Source organism: Synechococcus sp. CBW1002 (assembly GCF_015840915.1).
In the GTDB taxonomy this organism is placed as follows: Bacteria; Cyanobacteriota; Cyanobacteriia; order PCC-6307; family Cyanobiaceae; genus CBW1002.
On record NZ_CP060398.1, the window covers coordinates 2346263 to 2372325 of the forward strand.

The 26063-nt window shown below is 68.3% G+C and carries 26 protein-coding genes; 8 read left to right on the forward strand and 18 right to left on the reverse strand.

What is annotated here, in order from left to right:
* Nucleotides 1-48: 48 nt before the first annotated feature.
* The 3 genes from H8F24_RS11445 to H8F24_RS11455 all read left to right on the forward strand — a co-directional run bounded on the left by H8F24_RS11445 (nucleotide 49) and on the right by H8F24_RS11455 (nucleotide 2111).
* Complete coding sequence (locus H8F24_RS11445) at nucleotides 49-963, forward strand: S1C family serine protease (protein WP_197169714.1); 915 nt, start codon at nucleotides 49-51, stop codon at nucleotides 961-963.
* 43 nt (nucleotides 964-1006) lie between these two features.
* A complete protein-coding gene (locus tag H8F24_RS11450; protein WP_197169715.1) occupies nucleotides 1007-1522 on the forward strand; it encodes a YbjN domain-containing protein in 516 nt (171 codons plus the stop codon).
* A gap of 64 nt (nucleotides 1523-1586) precedes the next feature.
* Nucleotides 1587-2111: a TerB family tellurite resistance protein gene (locus H8F24_RS11455; protein WP_197169716.1), complete on the forward strand. Its 525-nt coding sequence runs from the start codon at nucleotides 1587-1589 to the stop codon at nucleotides 2109-2111.
* A gap of 19 nt (nucleotides 2112-2130) precedes the next feature.
* Here the strand turns inward: H8F24_RS11455 and H8F24_RS11460 are convergent, their stop codons facing one another.
* The 7 genes from H8F24_RS11460 to H8F24_RS11490 form a co-directional block, all read right to left on the reverse strand.
* Nucleotides 2131-2538 (reverse strand): hydrogenase maturation nickel metallochaperone HypA, encoded by a 408-nt coding sequence (locus H8F24_RS11460; RefSeq protein ID WP_197169717.1) that lies wholly within the window; start codon nucleotides 2536-2538, stop codon nucleotides 2131-2133.
* A complete protein-coding gene (locus H8F24_RS11465) occupies nucleotides 2526-3161 on the reverse strand; it encodes a hypothetical protein (RefSeq protein ID WP_197169718.1) in 636 nt (211 codons plus the stop codon). Before H8F24_RS11465 ends, H8F24_RS11460 begins: the two co-directional genes overlap by 13 nt.
* Nucleotides 3127-4587 (reverse strand): Ni/Fe hydrogenase subunit alpha, encoded by a 1461-nt coding sequence (locus H8F24_RS11470; RefSeq protein ID WP_197169719.1) that lies wholly within the window; start codon nucleotides 4585-4587, stop codon nucleotides 3127-3129. The genes H8F24_RS11465 and H8F24_RS11470 overlap by 35 nt, the downstream gene beginning before the upstream one ends.
* Nucleotides 4588-4654: 67 nt before the next feature.
* Entirely contained in the window at nucleotides 4655-5083 is a 429-nt protein-coding gene (locus H8F24_RS11475; RefSeq protein ID WP_231597769.1) for a potassium channel family protein, read from the reverse strand.
* Between the two features lie 167 nt (nucleotides 5084-5250).
* Nucleotides 5251-6363, reverse strand: coding sequence for an FUSC family protein (locus H8F24_RS11480; protein WP_197169721.1), 1113 nt, complete (start codon nucleotides 6361-6363; stop codon nucleotides 5251-5253).
* Nucleotides 6364-6540 carry a hypothetical protein gene (locus H8F24_RS11485; protein ID WP_197153989.1) on the reverse strand — a complete coding sequence of 59 codons (177 nt, stop codon included), beginning with the start codon at nucleotides 6538-6540 and terminating at the stop codon, nucleotides 6364-6366.
* Nucleotides 6541-6570: 30 nt separating this feature from the next.
* Nucleotides 6571-7731: an HlyD family efflux transporter periplasmic adaptor subunit gene (locus tag H8F24_RS11490; protein WP_197169722.1), complete on the reverse strand. Its 1161-nt coding sequence runs from the start codon at nucleotides 7729-7731 to the stop codon at nucleotides 6571-6573.
* Between the two features lie 92 nt (nucleotides 7732-7823).
* Here H8F24_RS11490 and H8F24_RS11495 point away from each other — a divergent pair, with 92 nt between their 5' ends.
* Entirely contained in the window at nucleotides 7824-9284 is a 1461-nt protein-coding gene (locus tag H8F24_RS11495; protein WP_231597770.1) for a TolC family protein, read from the forward strand.
* Nucleotides 9285-9307: 23 nt separating this feature from the next.
* On the opposite strand, the gene H8F24_RS11500 is transcribed toward H8F24_RS11495, so the two are convergent.
* Genes H8F24_RS11500 through H8F24_RS11515 form a run of 4 tightly spaced genes read right to left on the reverse strand, consistent with a single transcriptional unit; the run spans nucleotide 9308 to nucleotide 12889 of the window.
* Nucleotides 9308-9817: an oxidoreductase gene (locus tag H8F24_RS11500; protein WP_197172246.1), complete on the reverse strand. Its 510-nt coding sequence runs from the start codon at nucleotides 9815-9817 to the stop codon at nucleotides 9308-9310.
* Between the two features lie 56 nt (nucleotides 9818-9873).
* Complete coding sequence (gene hoxU, locus H8F24_RS11505) at nucleotides 9874-10593, reverse strand: bidirectional hydrogenase complex protein HoxU (protein ID WP_197169724.1); 720 nt, start codon at nucleotides 10591-10593, stop codon at nucleotides 9874-9876.
* Nucleotides 10590-12242, reverse strand: coding sequence for an NADH-quinone oxidoreductase subunit NuoF (gene nuoF, locus H8F24_RS11510; protein ID WP_197169725.1), 1653 nt, complete (start codon nucleotides 12240-12242; stop codon nucleotides 10590-10592). Before nuoF ends, hoxU begins: the two co-directional genes overlap by 4 nt.
* Nucleotides 12242-12889, reverse strand: a complete 648-nt coding sequence (locus tag H8F24_RS11515) for an NAD(P)H-dependent oxidoreductase subunit E (protein ID WP_197172249.1) — start codon at nucleotides 12887-12889, stop codon at nucleotides 12242-12244. The genes nuoF and H8F24_RS11515 overlap by 1 nt, the downstream gene beginning before the upstream one ends.
* A 97-nt stretch (nucleotides 12890-12986) precedes the next feature.
* Here H8F24_RS11515 and H8F24_RS11520 point away from each other — a divergent pair, with 97 nt between their 5' ends.
* Nucleotides 12987-13931: a histone deacetylase gene (locus H8F24_RS11520; RefSeq protein WP_197169726.1), complete on the forward strand. Its 945-nt coding sequence runs from the start codon at nucleotides 12987-12989 to the stop codon at nucleotides 13929-13931.
* Here H8F24_RS11520 and H8F24_RS11525 read toward each other — a convergent pair.
* From H8F24_RS11525 to H8F24_RS11535, 3 genes are all read right to left on the reverse strand, one after another.
* On the reverse strand, nucleotides 13904-16762 hold the full coding sequence (locus H8F24_RS11525) for a GNAT family N-acetyltransferase (RefSeq protein WP_197169727.1): 2859 nt from the start codon (nucleotides 16760-16762) through the stop codon (nucleotides 13904-13906). The two genes, H8F24_RS11520 and H8F24_RS11525, sit on opposite strands and share 28 nt — an antisense overlap.
* A complete protein-coding gene (locus tag H8F24_RS11530; RefSeq protein WP_197169728.1) occupies nucleotides 16759-17169 on the reverse strand; it encodes a (2Fe-2S) ferredoxin domain-containing protein in 411 nt (136 codons plus the stop codon). Before H8F24_RS11530 ends, H8F24_RS11525 begins: the two co-directional genes overlap by 4 nt.
* 110 nt (nucleotides 17170-17279) lie before the next feature.
* Nucleotides 17280-17600 (reverse strand): lactate dehydrogenase, encoded by a 321-nt coding sequence (locus tag H8F24_RS11535; protein ID WP_231597771.1) that lies wholly within the window; start codon nucleotides 17598-17600, stop codon nucleotides 17280-17282.
* A 36-nt stretch (nucleotides 17601-17636) separates the two neighbouring features.
* Between H8F24_RS11535 and H8F24_RS11540 the strand changes: the two genes are divergently transcribed.
* The gene (locus tag H8F24_RS11540) at nucleotides 17637-17801 is read left to right on the forward strand and encodes a hypothetical protein (RefSeq protein ID WP_197159363.1); all 165 of its coding nucleotides are present in this window, start codon (nucleotides 17637-17639) and stop codon (nucleotides 17799-17801) included.
* Between the two features lie 333 nt (nucleotides 17802-18134).
* On the opposite strand, the gene gluQRS is transcribed toward H8F24_RS11540, so the two are convergent.
* The 3 genes from gluQRS to H8F24_RS11555 all read right to left on the reverse strand — a co-directional run bounded on the left by gluQRS (nucleotide 18135) and on the right by H8F24_RS11555 (nucleotide 20372).
* On the reverse strand, nucleotides 18135-19106 hold the full coding sequence (gene gluQRS / locus H8F24_RS11545; RefSeq protein ID WP_197172252.1) for a tRNA glutamyl-Q(34) synthetase GluQRS: 972 nt from the start codon (nucleotides 19104-19106) through the stop codon (nucleotides 18135-18137).
* Between the two features lie 127 nt (nucleotides 19107-19233).
* Nucleotides 19234-19509, reverse strand: a complete 276-nt coding sequence (locus H8F24_RS11550) for an HU family DNA-binding protein (protein WP_197153997.1) — start codon at nucleotides 19507-19509, stop codon at nucleotides 19234-19236.
* 173 nt (nucleotides 19510-19682) lie between these two features.
* On the reverse strand, nucleotides 19683-20372 hold the full coding sequence (locus H8F24_RS11555; protein ID WP_197169729.1) for an MBL fold metallo-hydrolase: 690 nt from the start codon (nucleotides 20370-20372) through the stop codon (nucleotides 19683-19685).
* A gap of 108 nt (nucleotides 20373-20480) precedes the next feature.
* Between H8F24_RS11555 and H8F24_RS11560 the strand changes: the two genes are divergently transcribed.
* Both H8F24_RS11560 and H8F24_RS11565 read left to right on the forward strand, forming a co-directional pair.
* Nucleotides 20481-22568 (forward strand): glycogen-debranching protein, encoded by a 2088-nt coding sequence (locus tag H8F24_RS11560; protein WP_197169730.1) that lies wholly within the window; start codon nucleotides 20481-20483, stop codon nucleotides 22566-22568.
* A 211-nt stretch (nucleotides 22569-22779) separates the two neighbouring features.
* Entirely contained in the window at nucleotides 22780-23577 is a 798-nt protein-coding gene (locus H8F24_RS11565) for a transglutaminase family protein (RefSeq protein WP_197169731.1), read from the forward strand.
* 133 nt (nucleotides 23578-23710) lie between these two features.
* Here the strand turns inward: H8F24_RS11565 and H8F24_RS11570 are convergent, their stop codons facing one another.
* Nucleotides 23711-25957, reverse strand: a complete 2247-nt coding sequence (locus H8F24_RS11570; protein ID WP_197169732.1) for an AAA family ATPase — start codon at nucleotides 25955-25957, stop codon at nucleotides 23711-23713.
* Nucleotides 25958-26063: the final 106 nt, after the last annotated feature.

Consider the following 26063-nt stretch of genomic DNA (forward strand, 5'->3'; position numbering starts at 1 on the left):
GCCGCTGGCGCTGATCCTGCTGCGGCCCAGCCGGCTGCGGGCCCTCGGATGAGCAGACACGCGAAGGCCCTGAGTGCCCGGCAGGTCTTCCTCCGCAGGGCCGATGCCGTCGTGGCCGTCGAGGTGGCCGACGGGATGGGCGCCGGTGTGGTGCTGAGTCGATCCGGGTTGATCGCCACCAGTCACCACCTGATCGAAGGCTGGAGCCATGCGAAGGTCCGCTGCCGGGATGGGCGTTGCAGTGCGGCGCCGATCGTGCGCTCCTTCCGCGACTGCGACCTGGCCTTCCTGCAGCTGGATGCCGCCACCGCCGCGGACACCTGCCGGGGGATTCATGGGGCCCTGATCGCTGATCGCGCCCCAGCGGGGCGGCTGCCTGCCATCGGGGAAACGGTCTATGCGATCGGCCATCCTCTCGGCCTCGACTACACGCTCACCCAGGGAATCGTGAGCGGCGTGGACCGGGAGATCGAGGGGCGCCGCTTTCTCCAGATCGATGCGGCGATCAACCCAGGCAACAGCGGCGGCCCCCTCTACGACGTCCATGCCGAGCTGGTGGGCATCATTGCCTGCACGCGGCTGGAATCGGAGGGGCTCAACTTCGCTGTTCCGGCCGTTCGGCTCTACCAGCTGTTCAACCTGTACCGGCAGGAACGCCAGCAGGGTGTCCTGCAGTACTGCAGCGTCTGCGGAGCGGCCAGCCGCGACCTTCACTACTGCGATCACTGCGGCGCCCTGCTGGCCCGGATTGATCCCAGCTTGGAGCCTGCTGAGGAGGAGTCGGCAGAGGAGCCTGCAGACCCGCAGCCCTCAGGGCTGGAAGCAGAGGGTGTCGTGGATCCGGGTATCGATCCAGCTGCCGATCCCGTTGCCGATCCAGTGGCGAGCAGCGCCTGTCCGGTCTGCGGGAGCTTCTGCCAGCCGCAGCAGCGATACTGTGCGGTCTGCGGTGCCACGCTGTAGCGGCCGGCTCCCCTGACGGGATCGATTCCCTGCCTGTGTCCCCTTGGCAACACTGCCGCGATTCCTGGCGGAGCTGGTGGCGAGATTGTCGCTGCCGCCACAACCGGTCAGCCCGGTGGAAGATGCGGTGGATCTGGTGGACGAGGTGCTCGAGAGCCTGGGAGTGAGCGGTCAGCGGCAGGATGGCGAGGAGGGATTCGACTGGAGCTTTCAGGTGGGCAGCGCCCCGATCGAGGTGGCGATCCATCCCAACCCTGTGCTGGGCGAGCTGACTCTGGAGGTCCGCTCGCCGATGCTGAAACTTCCCTGCGGCAATCTGCTGGCCCTGTACCGCCGCTGCCTTGAGCTGAACCGGATCGTGGTGGGCTGCTCGATCGGTGTCGATCAGGACGTGCTCGTGGTGGCCGAGGAACGCCGCCTGCCTGGTCTGGATCCACCGGTCTTTCTGCAGATGCTGCTCAACGTGGCCAGCGCCGCCGATCAGTTCGATGACGAGCTGGCCATGGAATTCGGCGCCATCAAGCTCGGGCAGGAATCGGCAGACCCCGATCCGGAGTAGCAGCCCCGATCCCAAGGATGGGGCCAGGATCAGAATGCCGCCATCCGATCCTGCCGCGACGGTCATGCCGACTCCCTCGCAACTCCTGCCGGAAGCCGACCGCGATCTGCTGCGGATCCTCTGCTGCGTGGCCTGGTCGGATGGGGATTTCGCTGCCGAGGAGAAGCAACTGCTGCAGCGGCTGGTGGCGACCTACTTCCTGCCCGAGGTGGATCCGCTCAGCGCTGCTGATACTGCCGAGGCCCTGGCCGATGAGGCCATGCAGATGGAGGGGATCGAGGAGCTGGTGCAACGCCTGCAGACCGAATCGGATCGCCAGCTGGCCCTGAAACTGGCGTTCATGATGATTCGTGTCAGCACCAGCCCTGGCGACGCCTCCAGCATCAATCCGATGGAGCGGGTGGCGTACCGGCGGCTGGTGGAGGCCCTGGGGCTGGGCGAAGCCAAGGTGCAGGAATGCGAGTGGGCGGCGGAGCAGGAGCTGCGTCAGCACTCCGGCCTGCGGGGCATCCTGGCGAGCCGCTTTGAGTGGCTGGGGGCCTGGCCGTCGCAGGAGCTGCTGGAGACTCCCGGCATGCAGTGGCTCTGAGGTCCAACTGTGAGCGGCGTCACGGATCCCGAAAGGAATCCGCCGCCGAATCCAGAGACTCAATGTCTGAAACAGCTTGCTCTGGAACCTCCAGTTCCAGAGAGATCAGCTCCAGCTCCCGTCCATGCCGCAGCTGCCGGCTGATGGCGCCGCAACCGGGGCAGGTGGGGTCGCCACCGGCGCCGCTGAACTCCAAGGCGCAGACCTGACAGAACCAGCTGGCGGCCACGGGCTCGATCCGCAGGGTGGAGCCCTCCGCCAGGCTGCCTTCCATCACCACGGCATGGGCGAAGTGGAGGGCCTCGGCCTCCACGCCGGCCAGGCTGCCGATCCGCAGGGTGATCGCCACGATCCGACCGCCGTCGTGGGCCAGGGCCTGCTCCACCGCCAGATCCCGCAGCTGCTCCAGCAGGCTCAGTTCGTGCATGCGTCCTCCGGCCCGGCCAGCCAGCGCCATAGCAGGGCACGGGCCTCGGGCACCTGGCGTTGCAGGCGTGGCGACCAGTGGGTGCCATGGCCGAAAGACTCGCCCGGCACCAGCAGCACCCAGGCCGCCGGTCTATGGCCGTAGACCCGGGCACAGAGCTGGAGCAACTGCTCGGCCCCGCAGCGATGCGCACCCAGACCGCCATCCCTTGAGCAGTCCGCCGCCGCGCCATCGGCACCGCCCTCCACGCTGTCATCCGCGTCGCCCTCAGGGCAGCGCTCCCCTTGGCAAGACACGGATGCCAACCGCTCCAGACGCGGCTGATCAGCTCCTCGATCGCCGGCGTCAGCGAGCCAGGCATCCACGAACAGCACCCGCTCGCTGCGGGCCAGATCCGCGGCCAGTTCCGGCAACAACTGGTGGCAAGGACGCAGCTCAAGCTGCACAAGGAACTCCTGCGCCCGGCTGTCCTGCTCCAGGTCCTCCACCAGCCACCGGCCCACCCCGTCGTCCTGGCGGAGGGGGTTGCCGATGCCGATCACCAGAACCGTCGGCTCCGCTGCCATCAGTACCGCCGGCGAGCCGCCATCACTGCCGTTGCCGCGCCGCCAGCAGCGCTCCATCGGCAGCGCGCAGCTCGATCCGCAGGGGCATCTGGCCTGCCGCGTGGGTGGAGCAGGACAGGCAGGGATCAAAACAGCGAATGCCGGCTTCGACCCGGTTGAGCAGGGGCTCGGGGATCTCGGCCTCGGCTGCCACCGGCTCGGCGATGAACTCCCGGGCGATCTGGACCACGGTGCGGTTCATGGCCAGGTTGTTCTGGCCGGTGGCGATGATCAGATTCACCCGGGTGATCAGGCCGTCATCGTTGACCCGGTAGTGGTGAAACAGGGTGCCGCGCGGGGCCTCGCTCACCCCCACCGCCTCCTGGGCGTTCAGGGAGGCACGGGCGCGGATGCGGCCCTCCATGAGGCTGTCATCGGTCACCAGCTGCTCGATCCCCTCCAGGCAGGCGACGATCTCCACCAGCCGGGCGTGGTGATACGCGAAGGAGGAGGTGACAACGCGACCGCCGCTGGCCGCCGTGCCGCTGCGCTGGCGGAACTCGATCAGCTCGGCATCGGCCCAGGGGGTACCGATCGCCTCACACACATTCAGCCGTGCCAGGGGACCCACCCGGTAGAGGCCATCGGGGTAGCCCCGCGGCTTGTAGTAGGGGAATTTCAGGTAGCTCCAGCTCTCCACCGCCTCGCCCAGAAACGAGACGTAGTCGTCTTCCGAGAGGTCGTCGGCCACGATCCGGCCGTCGCTGTCGATGAAGCGGATCAGGCCGTCGATGCACTCCCAACGGCCGCCTGGCCCCACCAGGCCCATGAACAGGGAGGGAAAGTCGCCGAAGCAGCGCTGCTCGTGCTGCAACGGCCCATCCAGCAGCGTTTTGTACATCTCCAGGGCCAGGGCCACCGTGGCCCTGGCCTCCGGCAGCCGCTCCAGGATCCACTGCCGCGCCTCGGCGCTCAGGGGCGTGCGCACGCCGCCGGGCACAGCCCAGGCCGAGTGAATCTTGCGGCCGCCCAGCAGCTCCAGCACCTGCTGGCCGAACTGACGCAGGCGGATCCCGGCACGCGCCAGGTCGGGATCGGCCGCCATCAGGCCGAACACATTGCGGTGGGCCGGATCGCTCTCCCAGCCCAGCAGGAAATCAGGACTGCTGAGGTGGAAAAAGGAGAGGGCGTGGCTCTGACAGATCTGGGCGAGGTTGAGCATCCGCCGCAGCTTGCGCGCCGCCGGCGGCGGCTGCACCGCCAGCAGCTTGTCGCCGGTCTTGGCAGCGGCCAGCAGGTGGCTCACCGGGCAGATGCCGCAGATCCGCGCCGTGATGCCGGCCATCTCGGTGAAGGGCCGTCCCTCGCAGAAGGTCTCGAAGCCGCGGTATTCCACCACGTGGAAGCGGGCATCGGCGATGCGCCCGTCGTCGTCGAGGTGGAGGGTGATCTTGGCGTGACCCTCGATGCGGGTGACGGGATCGATCGTGATCGTGCGGGTCATGCGATCTCCTCAGCCGAAGCCCATCCACCACCTTCAGCATGGCCCGAATCCAGCTGCCTGGCTGGCCTCAGCCGGGATCGCCGTTCCGGGCGATGGGGTGGCTTGTGAGTCGGCCTTCGGCCTCGAGGCGCAACGACATGGTGCGCTGCACCACGTACACCAGCTGGGCAGTGCTCCAGCCGGCCATCAGCACACCGTTGACGGCTTCCGCCACGCTGAGCAGACGCCAGCAGGCCGGCAGGGTCACATCGCCATAACCCAACGTGGTGTAGGTGATCCCCGAGAAATAGAGGCTTCCTCCCAGGCCAGGGAATAACCCCAGACCCCGATACACCAGGGCCCAAAGCAGGATTTCCACCAACAGGGCCAGGGCCGTGAGCAAGGCCATCACCAGAATCACCAGCAGCCGGCGCCAGCTGCGGCGGGCGCACCAGGCGTTCAGTCGTGGCCGGTGGGTGAGTTCCGCCTGAATCACGGTGACCAGGGCGTGAACCATGGCGGTGACGATCAGCATCCCCAAGCCAAGGCCCAACTGACCCGCCAGGCCCATGCAGCGGCTGGATGCCTCAAGGGGGCGGGCCTGGGCAACGGCTGGCAGCGCTGCTGCGAAGAAACCAAGGACCACGGCAGGCCTGAGCCTGGTCTGACCGGGAAAGCGTGACATCATCGTGGTCGGGCGGACGCCGGACTGGGCATCTCCGGCATCGGCAACCCGAGCCAGCTGGCCTCCTCTCGAGCAGCGGGCAAGCAGCGCTCCAGCTCCTGGGGACAGGCACTTGGGTCGCCCCTGAGCTGGTTGTAACGGCGCAGGGCGGAGTTTGGGAAGAGCAACAGGCCAACAGCCAGGGCCAGGCCGCAACCCATCAGGTAATCGATCCATCGATTCGGGATGTACCAGGCCACCAGGGGGCCATAGCCGATGAAGGCCACACCGCTGGAGATCAGCGCGGTGCGCAGGTAAGCGGTGCCGTTGAGCGCGATCAGCAAGGCCGCCGTCCCGCCCATCACCAGTCCCGTCTGCAGGCTCCCCATCCCCAGGGTGTTGAACACCAGCAGGGGCATGAGGATGCCGAGGCTGACCCCCACCATGCGGTCCCGAACCCGGGCGAGAGTGTCGCCGATGCTGTCGTTCAGCAGCAGCACCACCCCGAAGTAGAGGTATTTCGGCGTCACCGCGCCCACACCCTCGCCGATGGCCAGGGCGAGGCTGGCGAACACCAGCTTTCGCCAGAAGAACGGCGATGCCAGACCCTGGCGCATGCTCTGGGCCAGGGGAGGATCCATCTGTTTCTCCGGGGCCGCCGCGACGGGTTGGGGCGTCACTGCCGGTGCAAAGGCGACCTGTATCACGGTGCCGGTGACCAGGCCGAGGGTGATGGCGATCAACTCCTGACCCCAGGCACTCCAGCTGGGCGAGCTGCTCAGCAGGGGCAGCACCCCCGCCACGGCTATCACCCCGGACAGCAGCCGCAGTTTTGCCGGCAGCATCAAGGTGAGGACCTGCATCAACGCCGCCACCAGTCCGAACACGAACACCTGCGGCACGGAGGCCAGGGCCAGACCCACGCTCACCCCGATCGCCATGCAGACCCCGACCAACACCAGCAGCACCGGATAGATCGCCAGGGGCCAGCGGCTGAAATCAGGTCGCACCACCAGGGCCGCGATCACCGAGCCATAGGCGATGGCATCGCCGCTCAGGCCGATCCCGCCGCAGACGGCACCGGCAAAGGCGGCCGCCAGGCCGATCACCAGGGCTGCGCGCAGCTGGGTCATTCAGGAGGGGGGTGGACGCAGGGCCTGCGCCCAGCCCACCAGCAGCACCACCAGCAGCAAGGCCACCCAGAACCACAACCGCGGTGGCGAGCTGATGATGGCAATCACCAGCAGCACCAGGGCAATCCAGGGGGCGGGTTGGCGCCAGGGCGCCAACCATCGATCACGGTGGTTCATCGGTTGGCACGCTTCATCGGTAGACCCCTCTCATCGCTCCGCCCCCCCCAGCCAGCGGAGGAACGGCAACACGAAACTCACCAGAGAACGGCGCTCCACCTCCACCTTGGCCTTGGCGGGCGTGCCGTTCTCCAGGGGCAGATCGGGGCCCTGACCGCTGCTCCAGCGCAGGCCACTGGGGGTGGCGGCGGCTTCCAGCGCCACGGTGACCAGTTGCACCGGAGCGGTGATCTTGTCGGTTGCGGTGGCCAGGGGATCGCCACCTTCGCCGACGGCGGCCTGACGGCTGCGGGCGATCAGGCTCTCGGCCAGCTCGGGATCACCCACGGCCCGGCTCACCTCCGCCAGGTCGGCCGTGGCGGGTGAAATGGCCAGGATGCGCCCCTCCAGTGAGCCGAAGCGCTGGGAGGTTCCTCCGTAACGATCGCGCGTCTGCAGGAGGGGATCGAGCTGAATCGCCGCTCCCGGGCGCAGCCTCACGGCGTCGGCATCACTGAACAGGGCCGTGGCCAGGCGAGGCCGGCTTTCCTCCCGGGGGCCGGGCCCGAGGGTGCCCAGCCGCTGTCCCGGCAGAACCGCCTGGCCCGGACTCACCGACAGACTCAGCAGCCGGCCGGAGCGGGGTGCCAGCACATCCTGGCCCTCCCGCTGGGCCTCCAGTTCGGCGCGACTGGCATCGATCTGGGCCAATTGCGCCTCCAGGGCCTTGATCTGGCTCTGGTTGCGGAGATAGAGGTCCTGCGCTCCCACCCACAGGGGGCTGTAACGGGGGATGACCTCCTCGCGGCGCAGGTTCTCCAGGGCCTGCAGTTGCTTCAGCACCGGCTGATTCGACGTGCGAAGGGCCGCGATCTGGGCACGAATCGCCTCCTGCTGGCGGGTGAGCGCCTCTCCCTGGCGGACCAGGGCATTGGGATTGGGTCCTACCGCACCCGCACCCGCCGCCGCCTGGTCCAACCGACTCAGACTGGCCAGCAGATCACCCCGCTGCACCACATCACCGATGCGCCGATGCAGTTGCTGCACCTGGCCCGGTGACCGTGCATAAAATCCCGATCGGCTTTCGGGTTGGAGCAGCACGGCACTGCCCTCGACCTTCACCGCTACAGCCGGTGACAGAGCCCAAGCACCCGTCAATCCGGTCACCAGGGCCATCGGCAACAGACGTGGGGCACAATCCAAGCTGGCCATCACGCCTGGCGTTACTGCAATCAATCAACCTTATCTACTTTAGGCTCTGCCAAATTTCCTTGGTTCAGGGTTTGGGTCGCCGGTTCGGTTGGTTGGGCACGTTCGCGATCCTGACCCAGGGCCTTGCCTCCGGTCTTCTTCCCTGCTGGGCTGCCGCCCCGATCGACACGTCTGCAACGGATTCCCTCCTGACCCTCAGCCGGCAGCAGGCCCTGGAGCTGGGGCTGGGACGGTCGTTGAGCCTGCGCAGTCAGGTGATCACGGTGGAGGAAAATCAGGCCCTGGTTGGGCTGGCCCGCTCCCGTTTTCTGCCCAAGCTCGACCTGGTCGCCCTCGGGACCTTTGCCCAGGTCAACACCAACATCGGCTTCATTTCCAACCTGCCCACCATCGGTGATCTGAATCTCAACCTCGGCACCGACAGTTCAGCGCTGATCAACAACACATTTGTGAATCTGGGGCTGATCCTGCGGGTGCCCCTGCTCGATTTCAGCCGCAGCCCGATCCAGCAGGCCGCCAGGGCCGATCTGGAGGCCGCCCGGTCCGAGCAGGCGGAACAGCAACGTGTCGCTCGCTTCGAGATCCTCAGCCGCTACCTCTCGGCCCAGGTAACCGCTGCCCAGATTCCCGTGTGGGAAAGCTCCCTGACCGTGTCCCAGAGGTTGCTGCGCGACGTGAACGCGATCCGGCGCGAAGGTCTGGCGCCCCGCATCGACACGTTTCAGGCCGAAGCCCTGATCCAGTCCGACCTGCAGGGGCTTGCGGAAGCCCAGGCCCAGCACACGATTGCCCTGAGCGCCCTGGCCCGGCTTCTGAATCTGCCGGCCGCAACCCGGATTCAGCCCAGCGACCCGCTGCAGCCCGACCCAGCCTGGCAACCCACCCTGGACGAGAGCCTGCGGCAAGCCCTGGCCCAGCGGCCGGCCCTGGAAAGCCTGGAACACCGGCGTCAGGCGCAGGAGGCCAAGGTGCAGCTGGCCCGGGCCGGCCGATTGCCGACCGTGGGACTGCTTCTGGGTGGAGGCATCAGCGGAGATTGGCTGGACATCCCCGGCGCGAGCGCCACCTCCAGCCTCAACAGTGGCCGTGGCAGTAGCCGTAGCAATGGCCGTGGCCTTGGGGTCAACCTGCCGACCGCCACCACCAGCGGCAGCGCCTCGGGCAGCTTCACCGACTGGGGCGCCGCCATCACCGTGCGCCAGCCCCTCTACGACGGCGGCCAGAGCCGCGACACGATCGCCCTGGCCCGCCGCCAGCTCGCCCAGGCCGAGATCGCCATCGAGCAGGCCCAGCAGGCGATCATCCAGAGCGTGGAAACTTGGTACGCCACCCACCAGGCCGCCGCTGCCCAGTCCGTTGCGGCCCGAGCAGCGATCACCGCTGGCCAGCGGTCCGTGGATGATGCACGGCTGCGCTACCGGGCCGGTCTGGCCCCGATCACGGAGGTGTTGATCGCGCAGCGGAACCTGCAGCTGGCCCGCTCCGCCGAGGCGACCGCCATCTACCGGTGGAATCTGAGCCGGGCTGCCCTGGAACTGGAGACCGGCCTCTGAGGCAGGCTGATCAGGGCCTGTCCCTAACCGAACCGCAGCAGGTCGGGCCCCGCCAGCTCTGGACGTTCCCCCCGCAGCAGCGGCTCGAGACAGGCGCGGATCCGCTCGGCGGAGGGCGGGCAGCCGGGCAGGAAGACATCCACCGGGATCACCTCGTGCAGCGGCAGCACCCGCTCCAGCAGCTCCGGCACGATGCCGGGAGCATGGGGATGCTGAGCTCCCTGGTCGGCCAGCTCCAGGTAACCGCGATCCAGCACGCTCTGGCGGCTGCCGCCATCCACCTCGGCCCAGAGGTTGCGCAACGCCGGCACGTTGCCGGTCACCGCGCAGTCGCCGAAGGAGATCACCAGGCGGGTGCGCTGGCGCAGCTGCAGGGCCAGCTCGAGATTGTCGGCATTGGCCACGGCCCCCTCCACCAGACAGACATCCACCTGCTCGGGATAGGTCTTGATGTCGCTGGCCACCGGCGAGAACACGATGTCCACGTGCCTGGCGAGTTCGAACAGCCACTCGTCAAGATCGAGAAACGACATGTGGCAGCCGCTGCAGCCGGCCAGCCACACGGTGGCGAATCTCAACTTGGGGGCGGTCACTGGTTCTGCCACTGGCGCTTCTCCCTGGCATCGCGCAGCAGCTGGGGCCGCTCCCGGTGCGTCTGCTTCTCGGCGGTGGTGTCGTCCTTCCGGAAGATGGCGCCGGTGGGGCACACGTCGACGCACTTGCCGCAGGAGGTGCAGGCCTGCACCTCGCCCCAGGGCTGATCGAGGCCGGCGATGATCGAGCACTCACCGCCGCGGTTGGCCACGTCCCACACGTGGGCGCCCTCGATCTCATCGCACACCCGCATGCAGCGGGTGCAGAGGATGCAGCGGTGGTGGTCGATCGCGAAGTGGGGGTGGGAGGCGTCCACCCGGCGCTGGGGGTATTGATACGGGAAGCGGGAGTGATCCATGCCCACGGCCACCGCCACGTCCTGCAGCTCGCAGTTGCCGTTGGCCACGCAGAAGGCGCAAACGTGGTTGCCCTCGGCGAAGAACAGCTCCACCGCCATGCGCCGGTAGGCCTGCAGCTGGGGCGTCTGGGTGAGCACCGCCATGCCTTCGCCGGCGGCGGTGGCACAGGCCGGCTGCAGCTTGCCGCTGCCCTCCAGCTCCACCAGGCAGAGGCGGCAGGCGCCCACCGGGGTGAGGCCATCGAGATGGCAGAGGGTTGGGAGCTCGGCGCCAGCGGCGCGCACCGCATCGAGCAGCGTGGCCCCAGCGGGTACGGCCACCTCTTCGCCATCCACCGTGAGGGTGTGCACGCTCATCGGGTCCCCTCCTTGAGCAGGCAGGCATCGAAGGGTTCGCACTGGTCCGGATCCCGGCAGGCCGCCTGATATTCCTGGCGGAAGTAGCGCAGGGTGCTGAGCACCGGGTTGGGCGCCGCCTGGCCGAGACCGCAGAGGCTGGTGGCGCCCACCATCCTGCAGAGCTCCTCGAGGCGCTCCAGGTCGACCAGGGATGCCCGCCGCTCCACGAAGCGATCCAGCATCTGGGCCAGCTGCACGGTGCCGGCACGGCAGGGCACGCACTTGCCGCAGCTCTCGTTGACGCTGAAGCGCATGAAGTGGCGGGCCACCTCCGGCATCGAGGTGCTTTCGCCCATCACCACCAGGCCGCCCGAGCCCATCATCGAGCCGAGGGCCCGCAGGCTCTCGTAATCCACCGGCGTGTCGAGGAGGTGGGCCGGAATGCAGCCACCGGAAGGACCGCCGGTCTGCACCGCTTTGACCCCCTTGTCTGGACCTTCCCCACCGGGCACGCCGCCGCCGATGGTCTGCACCACCGTGCGCAGCGTGGTGCCCATCGGCACTTCCACCAGGCCTGTGCGCTGCACGGCACCGGAGAGGGCGAACACCTTCGTGCCCTTGCTCCCCTCGGTGCCGATGGCCGCGTACCAGTCGCCCCCCTCCCGCAGGATCACCGGAATCGAGGCCAGGGTCTCCACGTTGTTGATCAGGGTCGGGGCACCCCACAGGCCCGACTGGGCGGGGAAGGGGGGGCGCGGCCGGGGCGTGCCGCGCTGACCCTGGATCGAGGCCAGCAGTGCCGTTTCCTCCCCGCACACGTAGGCGCCGGCACCGACCCGTACCTCCAGCCGCAGATGGAAGCCGCTGCCAGCGATGCCAGCCCCCAGCAGCCCCTTGGCGCGGGCCTGCCTGAGGGCCAGGCGCAGGCGCTCGACCGCCAGCGGATATTCAGCTCGCACATACACATAGCCCTGCTCGGCGCCCACGGCGTAGGCGGCGATCGCCAGCCCCTCGATCAGCCGATGGGGATCGCTCTCCAGCACGCTGCGATCCATGAAGGCGCCGGGGTCGCCCTCATCGGCGTTGCACACCACATAGCGGGGGCCAGGCGGCTGCAGGGCCACGGTGTCCCACTTCAGGCCGGTGGGATAGCCGGCACCGCCGCGGCCGCGCAGACCGCTGCGCTTCACCTGCTCGCGCACCTGCTCGGGGCTGAAGTCCAGCAGCACCCGTCGCAGCTGGGCGTAGGTGCCGTGGTTGAGGGCATCGTCGATCGATTCGGGATCGACCACACCGCAGCCCTCCAGCACCACCGCCTTCTGCAGGGCGAAGAAGGGATGGTCGGAGTCGAGGCGCTGGGCTGCCAGGGCATCACCCCTGCCGGTGGCCCGGGCCAGCAGGTCGAAGGCCTGCTCGGGCCTGAGCTCGGCATAGAGCTCGGTGCGGCAGGCCGGTTCCGCGCCGCTCGGCTCGGGACGGTCCAGGGCCACCAGCGGACCGCGGCCGCAGAGTCGCAAGCAGCCCACCGGCTTGATCGACACCGCCTCGGCGGCGCCGCCGAGCTGGTCGCGGGCGGAAAGCAGGGCCGCCCGCACGGCCTCGGCACCGGCGGACCGGCAGCCGCTGGCGCCGCAGCAGCGCAGTTGCATCCGGGGAGAGGAAGCCATCAGCGTGCCCCGGTTCCACTGCCGTCTGCCCTGCCGTCTGCCCTGGCATCGGCGCCGGAAGCGTCGTCTGCCGAGAGCCCCAGGGCGCCCAGGCGTGCATCCAGGGCCGCCGGATCGTCCACCGGCAGGCGGGCCTCCAGGTGGCCATCCACCACCAGCACAGGCGCCTGGCCGCAAGCCCCCAGGCAGCTGACGTGTTCCAGGGCCCAGGTGCCGTTGCCGGCAGCATCATCGAGCCGAAGCCCCAGCCGCCGCTCCAGCCGTGCCGCCAGCTCCCCACCTCCCTTGACGAAGCAGGCGGTGCCCAGGCACACGGCGCAGCGGTGTGCGGTGGGGGCCTCGAGCCGGAACAGGTGGTAGAAGCTCGCCACCCCGAACACCCGGGCCAGGGGCAGCTTCAGCTCCCGCGCCACCTGGGCCAGGGCCCCCGGCGGCAGATAGCCGTAGAGCTCCTGCACCTGGTGCAGCACCTCGATCAGGGCATCGGAGCGGCCACGGTGCTGACGAATCAGCCGCGAGGTGCGCTCCACCGCCTCGGCAGGCAGAACTGCCTCAGCAGGCAGAACAGTCTCGGCAGGGAGAACCGCCTTGGGGAGCAGATCCGCCCGGCGGAGCGCTGATGGTGGCGCGGAGAGCGGCGCGGTCATGGGCTGACGCGACAGGCGCGGTCTTGCCACCGGCCTAGCCAGCGCCGGCACGGCTGTCAGCGAATGTGGTGGAAGTCTGGCCTGGAGGCCGTCAGCGATGGGCGCCACGGGACTGGTGATCGATCCGGCCTTCCGGCTGCACGAGACGGGCAGCGGCCACCCCGAGAGCCCGCGGCGGCTGGAGGCGATCGAAACCGAACTGCAGCGCCGCGGCCTGCGGCAGCGCTGCCAGCTGATCCGGGCCCGGCCCGCCACGGACCTGGAGCTTCAGCGTTGCCACACGGTCCGCTATCTGGAGACGGTGCGCCGCGATGTGGCTTACGACGCCAGGCAACTCTCCACCGGCGACACCACCATCTGTGACGCGTCGGAAGATGTGGCCAGGCTGGCGGCCGGCGGCACCCTGGCAGCGGTGGAGGCGGTGCTCAGCGGCCAGGTGAACCACGCCTTCGCCCTGGTGCGCCCCCCCGGTCACCATGCCGAGGCCGATCGGGGCATGGGGTTCTGCATCTTCAACAACGTGGCCCTGGGCGCCCGCCATGCCCAGGTGGTGCATGGCCTGGAGCGGGTGCTGATCATCGACTGGGACCTGCACCACGGCAACGGCACCCAGGCGATCTTCTGGCGCGATTCCAGCGTGCTCTTCGCCAGCGTGCATGAATGGGGCAACTACCCCGGCAGCGGCGCCGCCACGGAACGGGGGGAGGGTCCGGGCCTGGGCTTCACCCTCAACTGCCCCCTGCCCGGCGGCAGTGACGGCCCGGCGGTGCTCACGGCCCTGACCGCCGTGCTGCGGCCCGCCGCCGAGCGGTTCCGGCCCCAGTTGGTGCTGGTGTCGGCCGGCTTCGACAGCCACCGGGACGATCCCCTGGGCAGCTTCCGGCTCGAGGACAGCGACTATGGCGCCCTCACCCAGCTCTGCCTGGACATCGCCAGCGAACACGCCGATGGCCGGCTGGTGTCCGTGCTGGAGGGGGGCTACGCGCTGCAGGGCCTGGCGGGCGGCGCCGCCGCTCACGTTGAGACCTTGCTGGAGACCTGATCAGCCTGCACCGCATCACCGGGAAGCGCGGCGCTGGCCAGATCGATCCAGGCCTCCATCACCTCGGGGGTGGAGCGCAGGCTGAACCCGAGCTTGCTGCACACCCGTTGCATGGCGCCGTTCTCGTGCAGGATCTCGGCCGTCACCCGGTCGACACCTTCATCGCGGCCGCTGCGCAGCAGCTGGGCCAGCAGCTCGGTTCCCAGACCCTGCCTCTGATACGGGTCGCTGATCAGCATCGAGAACTCGGCGTCATTGGAGCCATGCATCCGGCTGAGCCGCCCCACCGCCAGAACCCGGTGCTCGCCGGAATCGGGGTCGCGCCGGTCCACCACCAGGGCCAGCTCCCGGTCGTAGTCGGTGAAGCAGATGCGCAGCAGCCGCTCGTGGGTGATGCGGTGGCTCAGCGACATCATGTGGAAGTAGCGGTAGTAGACGCTCTCTTCCGAAAGGGTGCGGTGGAAGGCCACCAGCAGGGGTTCGTCCTCGGGCCGGATCGGGCGGATGGTCACCGGACTGCCGTCCTGCAGACGCCAGTGGTGCACGTACTGGCTGGGGTACGGGCGAATGGCCGGTCGGGGCAGGGGACAGGTGGCGCCCGCCACCGGCTGGATCAGAATGCGCGCATCAACAGCCACCAGGGGCCGCACCGGATCGCCGGGCCGCACCAGCAGCGGATTGATGTCGATCTCGCGGATGGCGGGCTGCTCCAGTACCAGTTGGCTGAGCCGCACCAACAGCCGCTCCAGCTCCTCCAGATCGGCTGGCGGGCCGCCGCGCACCCCCTGCAGGGCGTGGTAGACGCGGGTCTGCTCCATCAACCGCCGCGCCAGGGTGGTGTTCAGGGGCGGCAGAGCCACGGCGCTGTCGCGGTACATCTCCACCAGGGTGCCGCCGCTGCCGAACAGGATCACCGGCCCGAACTGGGGATCGAGACTGCTGCCCACGATCAGCTCCAGGCCCCCCTGCCGCTGCAGCATCGGCTGCACCGACACCCCATCGAAAGCTTCCGGCCCGCACTGCTCCGGGATCCGGCTGGCCATGGCGGCGAAGGCCGCCTCCACCGCCTCGCCGCTGGCGAGATCCAGCCACACACCACCCACATCGCTCTTGTGGGTGATGGTGCGGCTGTTGAGCTTCAGCACCACGGGGAAGCCGATGGCCTCGGCGGCGGCGCGGGCCTGGCTGGCGCTGCGGGCCAGGCGGGTGTCCAGCACCGGAATGCCGTAGCCCGCCAGCACCTGCTTGGCCTCCGTCTCGCTCAGCAGCTCACGGCCCTCATCCAGGGCTCGCTCCAGCACGCGGCGACCGGTGGCATGGTCGTCCGGCGCTCTTGCGCCGGCACCCTCATCGGCCTCAGGCAGCAGGGCGGGGGTCTCGTACAGACCGCGCAGGTTGTAGCTGAAGGTCCAGAGGGCGATGAACAGACGGGCCGCGGCGTCGGGGTAGGAGTTGGTGGCGATCCCGGCGGCATTGAGAATCGCCACCCCACGGGCCACCTCGTCGCCCCCCATCCAGCTGGCCAGCAGGGGCTTGCTGCTGGCCTCGGCCAGCTGCCGCAGGCGCTGGGCCGTGGTGGTGGGATCGGTCATCGCCTGGGGTGTGAGGATCACCAGCAGGCCATCGCTGCCGGGATCGGCCAGGGCGATCTCGATGGTGCGGGCGTAGCGCTCCGGATCGGCATCGCCGAGGATGTCAATGGGGTTGCCATGGCTCCACTGGGCCGGCAACACCGCATCGAGGGCAGTGAGGCTCTCGTTCGAGAGCTGGGCCAGCTGGCCGCCGCTGAGCACCAGGGCATCGGTGGCGAGCACCCCCGGGCCGCCGGCATTGGTGACGATCGCCAGGCGCCGGCCGCTGGGGCGTCGGGGCTGTTTGGCCAGCACACCGGCCAGGTCGAACAGGTCCGAGAGGCGATCCACCCGCAGCACGCCGCAGCGCCGCAGCGCTGCCTCCAGCACCACGTCGCTGCCCGCCAGGGCCCCGGTGTGGGAGGCCGCCGCCCGCGCCGCCTCGGCACTGCGCCCGCCCTTGATCAGCACGATCGGTTTGGTCAGCGCCACCTCGCGCGCAGCCGAGAGGAAGGCGCGGGCATCGCCGATCGCCTCCATGTAGATCACGATGCTGCGCGTGGCGGGATCGTCACCCAGATAGGTGATCAGATCGCCCCAGCCCACATCCAGCATCGAGCCCATCGACACGAAGGCGCTGAAGCCCACCCCCTGCTGATGGCTCCAGTCGAGCACCGCGGTGCAGATCGCCCCGGACTGGCTCAGGAAGCCCACATGGCCTGGCGCCGCCATGCCGGAGGCGAAGGTGGCATTGAGCCCCAGGCGGGGGTTCATCAGCCCCAGGCAGTTGGGGCCGAGCAGCCGCAACCCGGAGCCGCGCAGCGTCTCGCGCAGCTGGTTCTCCAGCGCAAGCCCTGCGGGCCCCACCTCCCGGAAGCCCGCGGAGATCACAATCACCGCCTTCACCCCGGCGGCGGCGCACTCCGCCAGCCGCTGGGGCACGGTGGCGGCCGGCGTGGCGATCAGGGCCAGATCCACCGGCTCGGGAATCTCCGCCACGCTGGCGCTGCAGCGCACTCCCAGCACGCTGTGGCGCCGCGGATTGACCGGATAGACCGTGCCGCCGAAGGGCGAGCGGATCAGGTTCCAGAGCAGGGTGCGGCCCACGCTGCCGGGCCGCTCGCTGGCACCGATCACAGCCACGCAGCCTGGCCTGAACAGGGCCCCGAGCGGCTGCCTCTCGCTGCGCAGGATGTCGTAGGTGGGGTCGGTGCTTCTGCCCTGGCCATGGCCGGGGGTGCGGCCCACTGGGTCGGTCATGGCAGGCGCTCGCGATGGTGCGGCTCTGTCATCCAGCCGACAGCAGGTTCCCCGCCGTCCATCACAGCCGAATTCTGCCCGTCAACATCGGGCTCCTGCAGCTGGAAAGTGAGTTGATCCAGATCGATGCGATGGGGCTCCAGGCGGGCCTGACAACCCGCGAGCAGATCGGCGGCCTGCTCGGTGCCGAGGCCGCCGAAGAGCTCCGTTCCGCGAGGCCCGTCGCGGGCCACCAGCGGCCCGCGGCCGCAGAGTCTCAGGCAGCCCACCGCTCGGATCAGCACGGCGGCCTCACCGGCTTCGCCGTTGGCGCGGGCCGCAAGCAAGGCCCTGCTCAGCCGTTCACTGCCGGCGCTGCGGCAGCTGCTGGCACTGCAGCAGCGCAGCACGACGGGCTCACGGCTCATGGCGTTCCCCCCGCTGGGCATCGCCGCTGGAACGTTCAGGCACGACGGGCAGGCGGCTGATCCCTGCGTCTGCTTTAGCCAGGTCAGCCGCCGCTGTCAGCGAGCCGCTCTCAGGTTTCGTTGCCGCCGAACATGTCGTCGTACCCCTGGTAGGGATCGAACTCGTTCCATCCCGGGCTGGCTTCGTCGAACAGGCCGAAGCGAGCGGCTTCGTCGTCCATCAGGGTGTTGCCGGTGGGCCGGGTGTCGCAGGTGATGCCGCCATCGGCATCCTGCACACAGTTCTGGAACACCACGCCGGCCTGGCCCGCACCCGCGCCGATCAGGGCGAGGGCGGCGGCAGGGGCAAGCCCCCGGATCAGTACCCGCAGAGACAGAGCTCGCAGAGGCTGTTCACCCAAAGAGAGAACGCGCAGGGACAGCCTGTCCATCGGAAGCTCGAACGGGACGGATGTCATCAGTGTGGAATGGCGCAGACCGGCTGGGATGATGGCCAGGCGTTGATCCCACCGGACATGTACACCGACTGGACAGCCGTGGCCCTGCTGCTGCTCACCGCAGCTCCTCTGGCGATCGTGGTGGGCACGGCCGGCTTCTTCATCTGGAAGCAGAAGCGTTCGTCACAACGGTGATGTGGTCCGAAAGCCCCCGTGACAGCGGGCCGCTCCAGGACCCTTCGATCAGCCTCCGCAGCGTGTTGCCCTGTTCTGTGGTCCTGAGCTGGCCCTGCCCGAGGCAGTCGAGACAGGTGCGGAACTGTTGATCGCCGTGGCGCAGGATGCCGCTGCCGCCGCATTGGCGGCATTGGGTTGACACGCTGCTGTAGCCCTTGCCACTGGCCATCACAGCCGTGCTGGCTTCGGCATCGGCTCCGATGGCTGCATGGGGTCTTGGGCTTTGCATCTCCGGTCCTCGTCGATTCGGTGGCGGCGGAGCAGAGCTGCAGAGCCAGCCGCCGAGATGCTTCAACTGTGGGCGATTTTGGTTGTTCTGATCCCGAAACCTTCCTTAAGGTCTGAGGCCAGGTCATCGGCACGCGGCTCCTGCCTGCTCAGCTGACGCAACAGCTCACTGAGCAACTCGGCGCTGCTGATCCGGCTGCCATCCGGTACCAGCCCCAGGCTCGCGGCCAGGAGCCCGATCGCCGCCGGCCCATCAAGACCCTGCTGACGCAGGCCCGCCGCTCCCTCGGCTCCCTCCCGTTTGCTCAGCCGCCGGCCCTGCCCGTCGCGCCAGAGCGGCAGATGGCAGTAGCGGGGTGGCGTGGCCCCCAGTTCAGCCATCACCGCCACCTGGGCACCACTGGCCCAGCGAAGGTCCTCGCCCCGCACCACATCGGTGACGCCGAACAGCAGCTCATCCACGGCCGTGGCGAGGTGATAGGCCACGAAACCATCGGAGCGCCGCAGCACCACATCCCCCACCTCGGTGGCAGCATCCAGCCGGCCGGGAGCCCCACGGCGCTCCGGCCACAGCAGCGCCCCCTCCGCCAGCCGCAACCGCCAGCTGGGCAGCCGCTCCTGGAGGAAGCCCCATTGGGGCAGCCGCTCCCTGCAGTACCCCGGATACACCGCCGGCTGGCCATGGGGCGCGGAGATGTCCGCCAGCAGACGGCGGCTGCAGCGGCAGGGGTAGAGACGCCCGGCCCGGCGCAGGGCTGAGAGCACGCTGGCGTAGAGGCCGCGGCGTTCGCTCTGGCGAATCACCGGCCCGTCCCAGTCCAGCTCCAGCCAGCGAAGATCAGCCAGGATCCCGTCTTCAGCTCCGGCTCGGTTGCGCGGCGTGTCGAGATCGTCGAGTCGCAGCAACCATTCCCCGCCGGCCAGGCGGGCATCGAGCCAGCTCAGCAGAGCCGTGCGCAGATTGCCCCGGTGCAGTGGGCCGGTGGGCGAGGGGGCGTAACGACCGCGGTAGCGGCTGCGCGAACGCAGCTCCATCCCCTGCTCGAGCTGCGCCTGCAGATGGCGGGGCAACGCAAGGGAGGGCACGGAGAAACGTGGGCTTCAGCGAGAAAAAAAGCGGCCCTGCAGGACCGCACCTGATCCAGGGGGATGAATCGGGGACTCAGCCCTGAACGCGGTCCTTGAACATCTTGCCGGCCGTGAAGGCAGGAACCTTCTTGGCCGGGATCTTGATCTTCTCGCCGGTCTTGGGGTTGAGTCCCTGCCGTTCCGAGCGCTTGCGGGCTTCGAAGGAGCCGAATCCAAGGATCGACACCTTCTTGTCTTCCACCACCGAATCGATGATGGTGTCGATCAGGGCGTCGACCACCTGGGCCACATCGGTCTTGGTCTGCTCCGTGCGGGCTGCCACGAGGTTGACGAGGTCTGCTTTGTTCATCGGACGGTGAAAAATCTCAGGTCGGCGGTGGAGGGCTGGCTGATCGGCGCGGGTTCCGACCGCCGTTTTTGGGTGGGGCGCGCCAATGGTATGGGCACTGATCCCGGTCGGCAACTCGACAGACGGCTTGCCGCAAGGGATCTCGGCCAGTCTGGAGAGTGGGGATACCCCCGTCAAGCCGCTGTAGCGACCTGTTCGGCAAGTTCGCTGATCAGGGAACTGCCGCCGGCCAACAGTTTGTCGCCCCGCAGGGCACCAAGCCCGCCGCCGCAGGCGATCCACTGGGGTGAGGCCGGCGGTAGCCACTGGCGAAGCCGCACCAGACTGCGCTGCTGCCGCGGCCAGTGGAAGGTGCGGGGAGTGCGCAGCGGTACCAGCCGCCCCGGTGCCGTGGGCCCCAGCAGCCTGCCGCAGAACAGGATGTCGAGCCCCGCCGCTGCTGGCGCCTGGACGTGAATCACGCAGGAGCCTGGGGTAGGGCCGGGGGTCCAGAGCAGCCGCAGCCCCGGGGCCGGCTCGGCCTCCTCCCCCCAGTCGACCCGGTCCTGCAGGTTGGGCAGGAGGTAAGACTCCTGTTCCTGCACCAGCACGGGCCAGCCCAGCCGTTCCTGCAGCCGCCGCACCCGGCCATGGCCCTCGCGGCTGGTGAGCACGATCCGGCCCAGGGCCGGCCGTGCCTCCAGAAAGGTGAGATTGGCCTCGCTGAGGGCGGGGCAGTCCACCAGCAGATCGCCATCCGCCAGGGCGAGCAGCCAGGCGGTGCCTCCCTGGCAGTCGCGATTGGGCGCAAAGCACCAGAGTCCGGGAAGCACAGCCAGGGGAGGACGGCCCGGATCGATCGGAGGTGCGGACAGGATGGCCATGGCAATGGGCTCTCCATTGAATCCGGTCCTGCCGCCGGTGCTGCAGTGGCGGTGCCCGTGGCGTGTGGCAGGGTCTGCCTTAGCCTGATCACGCCCAAGGCCGGGTCGTTGTCTTCAATCCGGATCGGTCATCCCTGGCCCCTGGGAGCCGCGACCACCAGCCATGGCGTGAATTTTTCTGTGGCCGCCCCCGCGGCCACGCGGCTTGAGCTGCTCCTGTTCCCCCATGGAGAGGCCAGCGAGCCGGATCGGGTGATTGAGCTCGACCACCGCCATCGCTCCGGCGACCACTGGCATGTGGAGGTGGAGGGTGTCGGGATCGGCTGCTGTTACGCCTACCGGGTCTTCGGACCGATCCAGCCGGGCGGCCACGGCTTCAACCCCTCCAAGGTGCTGCTCGATCCCTGCGCGCGGGCGATCGCCGGCTGGCAGAGCTATCGGCGCGGTACGGCCGTGGGCAGCGTGCCCAACACCGCCTGCTGTCTCAAGGGCGTGGTGACGGAGCGGGATCGCTTCGATTTCGTCGTCGCTCCGCGTCCTCGCCACAGCTGGCAGTCCACGGTGATCTACGAGCTGCATGTGGGCGGCTTCACCCAGGGGGGCGGCGTTCCGGTGGCGGCCGAACGCCAGGGCACCCTGTTGGGGCTGATCGACACCATCCCCTATCTGCGGGAGCTGGGGGTGACCACGATCGAACTGCTGCCCGTGATGGCCTTCGATCCCCAGGATGCGCCACCCGGTCGCCTGAACCACTGGGGCTACAGCCCCCTGAGCTGGATGGCGCCCCATCCCGCCTACCTGCAGGGGGACGACCCGCTGCAGGCCCGTGAGCAGATGCGGCAGCTGGTGATGGCCTGTCATCAGGCGGGTCTGGAGGTGCTCCTGGATGTGGTGTACAACCACACCACCGAGGGGAACCAGGCCGGCCCCACCCTCAGCTGGCGGGGCTTTGGCGATCGCCTGTATTACCAGCAGAACGAGCGCGGCGACTATCTCGACGTCAGTGGCTGCGGCAACACGATCGCTGCCAACCGGCCCCTGGTTCGGCGCCTGATCCTGGAATCCCTGCGTTGCTGGGCGGTGGAGCTGGGCATCGACGGCTTCCGCTTCGATCTGGGCATCGCCCTGAGCCGCGGCGAGCAGCTGGCCCCCCTCAATGATCCTCCCCTGTTCGAGGCCATGGAGGCCGATCCGGAGCTGAGTGATCTGAAGATGATCAGCGAACCCTGGGATTGTGGCGGCCTCTATCGCCTGGCCGACTTCCCCGCCCGGCGAGTGGCCACCTGGAACGGCCGCTTTCGCGATGACCTGCGCCGCTTCTGGAAGGGAGACGATCGCACCTGCTGGCCGGTGGGGCAGCGGCTCAGCGGCAGTCCCGATCTGTTCACCGCTGCGCCGGTGCGTCCGGGCCAGTGCATCACCTTCCTCACCGCCCACGACGGCTTCACCCTGGCTGATCTGGTCAGTTTCAACGGCAAGCACAACCTCGCCAACGGCGAGGACAACCGCGACGGCGATAACCACAACAACAGCTGGAATCACGGGGTGGAGGGGCCCAGCACCGACAACGCCATCAGCGTCCTGCGGGATCGCCAGATCAGGAATCTGCTGGCCTCGCTGTTATTGGCGCCAGGGGTGCCGATGCTGCTGATGGGCGACGAGGTGCGCCGCAGCCAGGGGGGCAATAACAACACCTGGTGCCAGGACAATCCGCTCGGATGGATGCACTGGCAGCCCGATGCCGAAGACCTGGCCCTGCGCACCTATGTGATTCGACTGCTCACCCTGCGTCGCCATCTGGCGGCCCTGCTCAACCCGGAAGCGCCCTTTCTCGATGGCCTGGTGGAAGAAGCGCCCGGTTCGGAACCTTCCCATCTGTGGCGGGAGTGGCACGGGGTTGAGCTGCGCAAGCCCGACTGGGCCAGCTGGTCCCACACCCTGGCCTGGAGCCTGCACGATCCCCACCATGGCGCCCTGCTGTGGTGCGGCATGAATGCCTATGGCAAGGCGATGCATTTCGACCTGCCGCCCTGCCCCGCCGGCTGGATGCGGATCATCGATACGGCCCTGCCTGCGGGCCTGGATCTGCCTGCCCGTCCGGAGCGGTGGAGCCCGTCCGGGGCTCCGCTGGAAAGCCGCAGCCTGATGCTGATGCTGGCGGCACCCCTGGTGAAGGGATTGCGGCTGAAGGGCTGATGATTGCAAGACTGATGGCGGATTTCAGGTTCCGCCGCGCTGGGGACACTGACGCTGCCGGCACATCTCTGACACAGGCTGCCGATCTGAATCAAATGCCGTACCGCATCGACAGCAGACGCGCACACAGGCCTGCAGACAGAGCTGCACGGCTTTGCAGCAGGATCTGAGCCGCTAGATTGAGAGAGGATTTCGCTGGTGAGCCTGCCACATGTGGCTGCGCACAGGCTGTAGTTTAACCTTCACTATCACAGCGCCAACCCCCTTCATTCTGATGCTGCGATTGCGCAGTGGCGCTCAGCAATGGATCGCTCGGGAAGAATACAGATTAAATCCCTACATCCCCGTATTCGAGTACACGGATGGTTACGGCAATCTCTGCCAGCGACTGGTTGCCCTCCCGGGCCCGCTTGCCATTCACACCACATCCGAAGTGCTGACCGCTGACCACGTTGACCAGGCGCCGGGAGCGCCCATTGTCACCATCGAGAATCTTCCCGAAAACGTGCTCAGCTACCTGTTGCCAAGTCGCTATTGCGAATCCGACCGATTCGGCCTCATGGCCGCAGACATTGTAGCCGGACAACGACTCGGCTACGACCAGGTCAAGGCAATTGAAAGCTGGTTGCGCAGCACAATTCGTTATGAACCAGGCATCAATTACATTCCCCTATCGGCCACGGAAGTCCATGCAAAAGGATCGGGAGTCTGTCGCGATCTAGCTCACCTTGGTATTGCTCTTTGCCGCAGCCTGAGCATCCCAGCACGATTGGTGGCTGGATATCTTTATGGGCTCAGGCCCATGGACCTGCACGCCTGGTTTGAAGCCTACGTTGCAGGGCGTTGGTATACCTTTGATGCCACGCAGACCGAGCTTCGTGGTGGCTATGTGGTGATCGGCTATGGCCGCGATGCCGCCGATGTGGCGATTTACAATCAGTTTGGGCCTGCTGTACACCCAGAAACGCAGAGCGTTCATGTTGATCGCCTGGACGGAGGCGACAGCTGATGGCACCGACTGCAGCGCAGCAGGCCTGAACCACGCGCCATGCAGAACCACGCGATCGACGCAACGCTGACGTGGCGCGCGACGATCGGTCTGTCGTGGGGCCAGGGCAGAGACTCACGATCCGCACCTGGCTTCAGTCCCTGAGGCATCGATTGGAGAAGAAAAACTGCGGTGCTTCCGGTTGCCGCCTGCTGGGCTCGGCGGCCCCAGCGGCCTTGCGCGGCGGCGCGGCGTCCGTCTCCCCATAGACCGCAAGGGCAGCTCGAACATGCCGCAGCAACTCCTGACGCATCCCATCGGGTGCCTCGATGCGAAGCTCGCCTCCGAAGCCGAACAGCCAGTTGCGCAGGTCCACATCACGGGCCACCGTCCAGCTGGGCAGGTCCAGCTCCACCGGATAGGGATGGCTGTCGTCTTTTGCATTCGGCCTCAGCACATGGGGCGCCTTGGGGTGGCGCCACCAGCGATCACCCGCCAGGGGAAGGGAGAAGCGGGTGTGCTCGATCGGGTAGCGCGCCACCCCCTCGCGAATGAAGGCGAAAGCCGAAGCGGTACAGGAGAAGCGCAGGGTCTCCAGGGCCGTGTCGCGCAGCCGCGCTGAGCTGCTGGCGATGGCGAGCTGCGGCGCCAGCTCCTCGCCGAAGTAGATGCCGCCGCAATGGTGCAGCAGGCGCTCGACCCGTTGCAGGGAGCGGCGATGCTCCTCAGGACTGCGGCGCAACCGCCCCTCGCTGCGGGTCCGAGCCAGTCGATCGAGCCGCTCGCTGCGGATCAATCCCTCCGCCTGCCCCACCTGGTCGTCCTCGTAGAGGAGATACCAACCGATGTTGTGGAAGATCAACTGGAGCGGCCACACCCTCAGAATCCCTTGAGGGCTTTCTGGAAAACTGCCGGCGGAGGCGAACCGCTCCAGGCACACCCGCCGGTGTTCCAGGATCGCCGTCTCGATCCGCTCGGCCTGCCGGGGTGCAGCGAGCGACTCCCTGCGAACAAGGGCGGCTTCGAGGATGGAGTGGCGGGCATAGCTGCGCACCGGCAGGGCTTCGCTGATGTCGAGTCCCGCCCAGCCCAGCCGTTCATCCAGTTCGGTCAGCAGCTCCTGGGCCGAGGGATCAGCGAGTCGCCCGGCGGCCTGGCGCACCACGTCGTGCACCTCCCGCAGCCGCGCCGCCGAGAGGATGGCGGTGCCGAGGCAGTAGCCATGGCGGACGTTGTCGTTGCGGGAGCGGAAGCCGTAGGGGGTGAGGATCTTTTCGATGTCCTTGCGCAGGGTGGCGCTTTCGCCGCGGAGATAGGCGCCGGGAATCGCTTCGATCTGGGCGATCAGGTGCTGGTGCAGATTGCTCCCCTTTTCCCCCGCCCGATCGAAGGGGGCTTGCAACATGTGGCGCAGCAGGGTCATCACCCGCAGGAACACCGGGCCATCGGCCATGGGCGGCGAGCCACCGTGCACACCCCCACTGGCCGGCACAGCCGGGCGCCGCAGCGGCTGATCCGCCGGTCCCGGCTCCAGCAGCTGGATCGGTGCATCGACCGCCACAGCACTGGTGAAGCCGTTCTGCTCGAGCCAGAGCAGGTCACGGCGGAGGGCTGCGGCATCGGCGTAGCAGTCGCCATGCAGACGGCGCAGATAGGCTGCGGCCCGTTCGGCCAGGTCCCCTTGCGGCGGTGGTGACACCCAGGCTTCCAGTTCCTCCCGCGTCCCCGGATCGGAGGCCTCGAGATCGGGGAAGGAGACCAGCAGGCGAATCAGGTGAAGCAGCCGCTCCAGATCGAGCAGGCGCGAGTACCCGTGTCGCTGCAGCCGATTCTCGCGATTGCGGGACGATCGAATCCGCTTGACGAGACCGGCCAGTTCGCTCTGCAGCACCGGCACCAGATCGTCATGGTGGCTGGGCACCAGGGCGCAGATCGCCGCAAAGCCCTCGCTGCGCTGCGGGCCGGCATGGGAATCGGCCAGGGCGGCGGCCATCTCCTGAATCACCGGCACCGGCACGGGGCGCTCGCGTCGCTGGTTCCACTCCAGGCAGGTGGGCAGGGGCGTATGGAGCCACCAGCCGATCCACTCCACGGCCACCGGCAGCGACAGGGCCTGGGTGATTGCCAGCCGCCAGGCCCGCCTGGCATGGGTGGCATCCACGATCACCGGGCTGCCGTTGGCCACCGCCTCCTGCAGGCGCTGGTGCAGGCGTTGCTGGATGTCGCCCCAGGGCCCCTGAACGGCCGCATCGCCGAACACCTCGGCGCGGATCGCATCCGTGGAGAGCACCACCGCGGGCGGCTGTCCGGGGCCGCTGAGCAGGGGAGCCAGGGCTCGCGCCAGGGTGGTCTTGCCACTGGCGGGTGGACCGATCAGCAGGTGGCAACGCAGTGGCGCCATGGGGCAGACGACCGGATTCTCCCCAGTTTTTCGCACGCTACCTGCACCCGCCAGTCCTTCACTGGCAAACGCTGGCATCACAAGCCAGACCCGGGTACCACAAGCA